Annotated in this window: 4 protein-coding genes and 1 pseudogene; 2 read left to right on the plus strand and 3 right to left on the minus strand. The window is 69.8% G+C overall.

Going from position 1 to position 6,325, the window contains the following annotated elements; translation table 11 throughout:
* The first annotated feature begins 13 nt into the window (after positions 1-13).
* Complete coding sequence (locus IEX31_RS14900) at positions 14-415, plus strand: type II toxin-antitoxin system VapC family toxin (protein WP_229662397.1); 402 nt, start codon at positions 14-16, stop codon at positions 413-415.
* 20 nt (positions 416-435) lie between these two features.
* Here IEX31_RS14900 and IEX31_RS14905 read toward each other — a convergent pair whose 3' ends face one another.
* The 3 genes and pseudogenes from IEX31_RS14905 to IEX31_RS14915 all read right to left on the minus strand — a co-directional run bounded on the left by IEX31_RS14905 (position 436) and on the right by IEX31_RS14915 (position 4,331).
* Complete coding sequence (locus IEX31_RS14905) at positions 436-1,341, minus strand: lytic transglycosylase domain-containing protein (protein WP_188744201.1); 906 nt, start codon at positions 1,339-1,341, stop codon at positions 436-438.
* Between the two features lie 192 nt (positions 1,342-1,533).
* A pseudogene (locus IEX31_RS14910) lies at positions 1,534-3,122 on the minus strand (MFS transporter).
* A gap of 273 nt (positions 3,123-3,395) precedes the next feature.
* Complete coding sequence (locus tag IEX31_RS14915) at positions 3,396-4,331, minus strand: LysR family transcriptional regulator (protein WP_188744202.1); 936 nt, start codon at positions 4,329-4,331, stop codon at positions 3,396-3,398.
* 77 nt (positions 4,332-4,408) lie between these two features.
* On the opposite strand from IEX31_RS14915, the gene IEX31_RS14920 reads away from it, so the two are divergent.
* Positions 4,409-6,145, plus strand: coding sequence for an L-aspartate oxidase (locus tag IEX31_RS14920; protein ID WP_188744203.1), 1,737 nt, complete (start codon positions 4,409-4,411; stop codon positions 6,143-6,145).
* Positions 6,146-6,325: the final 180 nt, after the last annotated feature.

Below are 6,325 nucleotides of genomic sequence, written 5' to 3' on the forward strand. Positions count from 1 at the left end.
TGAGCGTCTGACCGTGAGCGTCCTCGTCGATTCGAACATCCTGCTCGACGTGTTCACCGACGATCCAGTCTGGGCTTCCTGGTCAGGCGCGCAACTCGCCCGAGCCCTCGACGCCGCGTCGGTTGTCATCGACCCGATCGTCTACGCAGAGGTGTCGGTGGGGTTCACCGAGATCGAGAAGCTCGACAACCTGCTTCCCGCGCCACTCTTCACACGCGAGCCGCTTCCGTACCCTGCCGGCTTCCTCGCCGGCAAGGCGTTCCTCGCCTACCGCCGCAATGGAGGCCAGCGGCCGACTCCTCTGCCGGACTTCTACATCGGCGCACACTCTCTCGTCGCCGGACACGTGCTGCTTACGCGCGACCGGCACCGCTATGAGACATACTTCCCGAGGTTGCCGCTCATCGCGCCGTGAGCTTCTCGCACCGTGCCTGGCTAGTCGACTGCGTCCATGAACTCGATCGCGACCCTCGCGACCTTGTCGACGTAGTCGTTGTCGTGGTTGTACGAGTACACCGCGGCCCGCCACCCGTCGGCGCTGGTCATCGACCCCGACGCGCAGAGGTAGCGTGCCGTCGCCAGGGCGGCGTCGTCGATCTGGTTCGGGTCCGTCACGTCGTCACCGTTCCCGTCGCTCGCCCACGTCGCCCAGGTCGAGGGAATGAACTGCATCGGCCCGACAGCCCGGTCCCACGTGGCATCCCCGTCGAAGAGCCCGCCGTCGGTGTCCGCGATCCTCGCCACGCCATTGCCGTCGAGGGCCCGGCCGATGATCGCCGGCTGGGCGTACCCGTGCTCATCGATGACGGTGTCGCCGTGGCTCCCATGGCCCGACTCGATCGAGCCGATCGCCGCGATCGTGGTCCAGTCGAGGCCGCACTCCGGCTGCTCCTCGGCGATTGCGACGTGCGCGAACGCATAGGCCGACAGGGCGCGTTCCGGGATGTCCGTGGCCGCGGCGACCCGAGACATCCATTCGGGGTCGATCTGCGGGGTCAACACCGCAGAGTCCGACGCCGCCGGGTCGGACACGGCCGCCGAGTCTTCGTCCGACTCGGACTGACCGCCGAGCGTTTCGTCGTGCTGGGGCGTCTGGATCATGGGTGGCAGCGCGACACTCGCTCCCCTCGCCGGCGGTGCTTCGAATCCGCCCGGCTTGGCCGAGAGGCCCGCCAGGTTCACCGCGAAGACCGCACCGGCCGCCAACGCGACCACTCCCGCCACCACGCCGGCGTAGCCGAGCACACGGCGTGCGACCGGCCACACCGCGGCACGCCCGGTAACTCGAGCCGGACGCTGCCCACCGTACTCGTCGGGATTGAAATCGTCGCCCCAGGACATCGGTGAGCGGCTCCGTTCGGGCGTCGGTTCGAATGTTGCCTGCCGAGTCCGCCGTCGCTCTCTCCTCGGAGGTGTGCTCGCCGAACCCGTCCTTTCAGCGTACGCGCCGCACGGCGAATCGGCACGACGGAATGGACGACATGCCCGGCCGCGGTCGGGACCGCACCCGCGTCGGGCCGGCCTCCACTCGGGTCAGCCCTGACGGGCGCCCGCGGGGGCAGTGGCTCCCGCCTCGGGCTCGATCCGCTCCGGCGGCGTCAGCGTGTGCGACGTCGACGCGGCGGCCGCGGCGTACTCGAACTCGCCCGGCTTCCGGGTCACTTGCCGTGCGACGAGCAGGGCGAGTGCGATGCCGAGCACGCACCAGATCCCCATGGCGATCGACGACCACGAGAACGCGGTGGCGAGCGCGGCGCTCTCGGACGCGCCAACGGCGATCTGGTTCGCGGTGACCGAGCCGTACACCGAGGCGACGATCGCGGTCATCACGGCCGCACCGACGTACCGGGCCATGTTCGAGATGCCCGACGCGGCGCCGACTTCACGCGGTTCGACGCACGCCGTCGAGAGCGAGGAGCACGGTCCGTTCTGCAGGCTCATGCCGGCGGCCACGCCGACGAGCGGCAGCACGAACATGCCGTACGCCCACGACTCCTGTACGAAGGCGAGCGCGGCGAACGCCACGCTCATGATGATGAAGCCGACCGCGATCGTGGTGCGTGCGCCGATCTTCCCGACGACCGGCGTGATGAGCGGCGAGAGCACGACGGCGGCGGCCGCGATCGGCAGGGTCGCGAGGCCGGCCTGGAAGGCGTCCATGTCGAGCACTGCCTGGTTCTGGAAGTAGAGGCTGACCACGTACATGATCGCGTTCACCGTGCCGGATCCGAGCAGGATCGACAGGGTCGCGCCGACGAGCACCCAGTTCCGCAACAGAGCGAGGTCGAGCAGCGGTGCCTTCACGCGCCGTTCCACCATGAAGAATCCGAAGGTCGCGAGCACCGTGATGGCGAAGCATCCGATCGTCGGAAGCGACACCCAGCCCCACGCGCTGCCGTTCGTGAGCGCGAAGATGAGCGGCGCGAGGATGAGGGCGATGAGCACCGTGCCCGCGAAGTCGATCGACCGCGACCGGGTCGGATCGCTGGATTCCTTCACGGCGAACAGGGTCACGGGCACGCAGGCGACCGCGATCACCGCGTCGATCCAGAACAGCCCCTGCCAGCCGAGCGTCGATGCGAGCAGGCCGCCGACCAGTGGCCCGGCTGCAGCCCCCACGGCGGATGCCGCGCCCCACAGTGTCACCGCCCGGAGCTGCGCCTTGCCGGTGTTCGACGCCGACAGCAGGCTCATGCCGCACGCGAGGATCGTCGCGCCCGCGGCGCCCTGGATGCAGCGGCCCGCGATCACGCCGAGGCCCTCCTGCGAGAGCGCGATGAGCACGCACGACGCGATGAACAGCAGGAGCCGCCGACGAAGATCCTCCGCCGGCCGAACACGTCGCCGAGCGCGCCGGACGTGACGATCACCGCGGCGCCGACGAGCGAGTACCCGGTCACCGCCCATTGCAGCGTGTCGGTCGGGGTCCCCGTGTCCTCGGAGATGGCGGGGATCAGGATCGATACCGCCGATGTGTTCGCGTTCGCCACCAGCGCCGAGACCGATGTCGCGATGAGTGCGCCGCGCGCGTACCGCGCGGTCGTGGCCGTCGTCGTGCCCGTTTCCCCCGTGGGCACGTTCCTACCATCGGTCGGATGCCGCCGCCAGAGTCCCGCGCACATTCACGCGGTCGTGCGTCGCACCAGATCCGTCGACCAACCGCCTCCGCTCAGAGCAATGCGGCGGCACGCCGCAGGCTCGGATCGTGGTACCGCATGCACTGCACCTGATTGTCGGCGAGCCCGAAGGACGTCGAGTTCGTCTCCGCTCTCGTCAGCGCGGAGGTCATCGACCCGCCCGCCGTCCCATGCATCGACGCGAACGCGGCTCGCATCCGCTCGGCGTGGTGGAGATCGCGACGGGGCGGCTCGACTCGCTGGGAGGCTCTCCGCGCGTCACGAGCTCGCACCGGCGAGTCGCATGGTCTCCCCCGCTCGGGCCGCGAGCGCCGTGGCGGTGTCGGCGATCGTGCGCTGCATGACAACGACCGCGGCGGTCGGCGCGACATCCGCGGGGCGAGCGAGGCTGATCGTGCGGTCGATTGTCGGACCTTCGAGCCGGACGGATCGGAGTCCTGGGCGATCGATGAGCACCATCGCGGGGACGATCGCGACGCCGAGCCCGCGTTCCACGAACCGCAGCACCGCATCCATCTCCGCGCCCTCGAGCACGACCTCGGGCGTAAGCTCCGCCACGCGGAACGCGGCGTCGGTCGCGCTGCGCGGGTCGTAGGTCGAGCTGAAGACGATCTGCGGCAGGCCCGCGACATCCTCGAGTCCGATGGTGTCGCGGGTCGTGACCGGCGGTGCGGCAGCGGATGACACGACCACGAGCTCTTCGACGAGCAGCGGGGTCACGGTGAATCGTTCGGCGGTCGTGGCATCCGACGTGGTGATCAGTGCGAGGTCGAGTTCGCCGCTCGCGAGTTCGTCGAGCAGCCGGCGCGACCCCTGTTCCGAGAGGTGCAGTTCGATGGCCGGATGCTCCGCGTGGAACGCGCTGAGCACCTCGGCGACGAGGCTGATGCAGAGGGTCGGGGTGGCACCGAGCCGCACCCGGCCGCGCTCGAGGCCGGCAAGCTCGGCGAGTTCGCGCCTGACCGATTCCGCGTCGGCGAGCATGCGGCGCGCAAGCGGCAGCAGCGACTCGCCCGCGGCCGTCAGCGTGCTGCCGCCGCGGGCCCGATGGAACAGCTCCGCGCCGAGATACTGCTCGAGCGCGGCGATCTGGCGGCTCAGCGACGGCTGGGCGAGGTACAGCTCCTCGGCGGCGCGGGTGAAGTTGCCGAACCGAGCCACCTCCACGAAGCCGCGCAGTTGGTCGAGGTTCATGTCGATAGCCTACGCGCATCGACGTCACAGTGAAGATGCATTGGAGTAATGTGACCACCGAATCTAGCGTTGACTGCATGAGTGCTTCAGAACGTCAGGTCTCCACGACCGTCCTCGTGATCGGCACTGGCGGATCGGGTCTGCGCGCCGCGATCGAGCTCGCCGAGGCGGGCGTCGACGTGCTCGCGCTCGGCAAGCGGCCGAAGTCCGACGCCCACACCACGCTCGCGGCGGGCGGCATCAACGCCGCCCTCGCGACGATGGACCCCGACGACAGTTGGCAGCAGCACGCCGCCGACACCCTCAAGGAGAGTTACCTGCTCGCCGACCCGCGCACGGTCGAGATCGTGACGTCGGGTGCGGCCCGCGGCATCCAGGATCTCGAGCGCTACGGCATGCCGTTCGCCCGCGAGCACGACGGCCGCATCTCGCAGCGCTTCTTCGGCGCCCACACCTACCGGCGGACGGCGTTCGCGGGCGACTACACCGGCCTCGAGATCCAGCGCACGCTCGTCAACCGGGCCGCACAGCTGAACGTGCCGATCCTCGACACGGTCTATGTCACCCGCATCCTCGTGAACGACGACGGCGCGGTCTTCGGCGCCTACGGCTTCGACCTCGACGACGGCACGCGCTATCTGATCCACGCCGACGCGGTCATCCTCGCCGCCGGCGGCCAAAACCGCATCTGGCGGCGCACCTCGTCGCGGCGCGACGAGAACACGGGCGACTCGTGGCGCCTCGCCGTCGAGGCGGGCGGCCGGGTGCGCGACCCCGAACTCGTGCAGTTCCATCCGTCGGGCATCATCGAGCCCGAGAACGCGGCGGGCACCCTGATCAGCGAGGCGGCCCGCGGCGAGGGCGGCATCCTGACCAACGGCCTCGGCGAGCGCTTCATGTCGAAGTACGACCCCGAACGCATGGAACTGTCGACGCGCGACCGAGTCGCCCTCGCGGCGTACACCGAGATCAAGGAGGGCCGTGGCACCCCCAATGGCGGTGTCTGGCTGGATGTCTCGCACCTGCCCCGCGAGAAGATCATGACGCGCCTCCCCCGCGTCTACCAGACCATGCTCGAGCTGCAGATGCTCGACATCACGAAGTCGCCGATCGAGATCGCGCCCACCGCGCACTATTCGATGGGCGGCGTGTGGGTGCGCCCCGACGACCACGGCACGGATGTCCCGGGGCTCTTCGCCATCGGCGAGGCATCCTCTGGCCTGCACGGCGCCAACCGCCTGGGCGGCAACTCGCTCATCGAGCTGCTCGTCTTCGGACGCATCGTGGGACAGGCCGCGGCGTCCTACTCGGCCTCGCTCGCAGCGCAGAAGCGCTCGGCGGCCGCCGTGCAGACCGCGCGCGACGAGATCGCTTCGCTTCTCGCGTCGGATGGCTCGGAGAACGTGCGCGCCCTGCAGCGCGCCATCCGCAACACCATGACCGAGCACGCCGGAGTGGTGCGCGACCAAGCCGGCCTCCTCGCCGGGCTCGCCGAGCTCGACGCGATCGAAGCACGCGTGAGCGACATCGGGGTCCACCCCGACATCGCCGGCTACCAGGACCTGGCGCACGCCTTCGACCTCAAGTCGGCCGCGCTGGCCGCTCGTGCGACCCTCGAGGCGGCCCTCGAACGGCGCGAGACCCGCGGATGCCACAACCGCAGCGATTACCCCGAGTTGGATGAGTCGCTGCAGGTGAACCTCGTCTGGTCACCCTCGACCGGCGTGACCCGCGAGGCGATCCCGCCCATCCCCGACGAGATCGCCGCGCTCATGCGCAGCGAGGTGTCGGTGGCGTGCAAGCTGCTCGAGTAGCCGCCATCCCGGCTGGGGATCAGGAACTCGCGGGCGCGTCCGTCGGCGTCGCGGATGGGTTCGGCGAGGCGTCCACCGCGGTGAGCTCGGCGATCGCGCGCTCGAAAGCGGCGATCGTCGCAGCGTCCACCGCACCAGTCGGCTCGACGCCGAGCTCCGTCTGGAACGCCTGTACGGCTG

Origin of the sequence: Agromyces bauzanensis (assembly GCF_014645655.1) — a bacterium.
Classification (GTDB): Bacteria; Actinomycetota; Actinomycetes; order Actinomycetales; family Microbacteriaceae; genus Agromyces; species Agromyces bauzanensis.

Excerpts from the sequence above, each read along its gene's own strand:
- IEX31_RS14905 (WP_188744201.1), bottom strand. The coding sequence starts at position 1,341 with ATGTCCTGGGGCGACGATTTCAATCCCGACGAGTACGGTGGGCAGCGT.
- IEX31_RS14915 (WP_188744202.1), bottom strand. The coding sequence starts at position 4,331 with ATGAACCTCGACCAACTGCGCGGCTTCGTGGAGGTGGCTCGGTTCGGC.
- IEX31_RS14920 (WP_188744203.1), top strand. The coding sequence starts at position 4,409 with ATGAGTGCTTCAGAACGTCAGGTCTCCACGACCGTCCTCGTGATCGGC.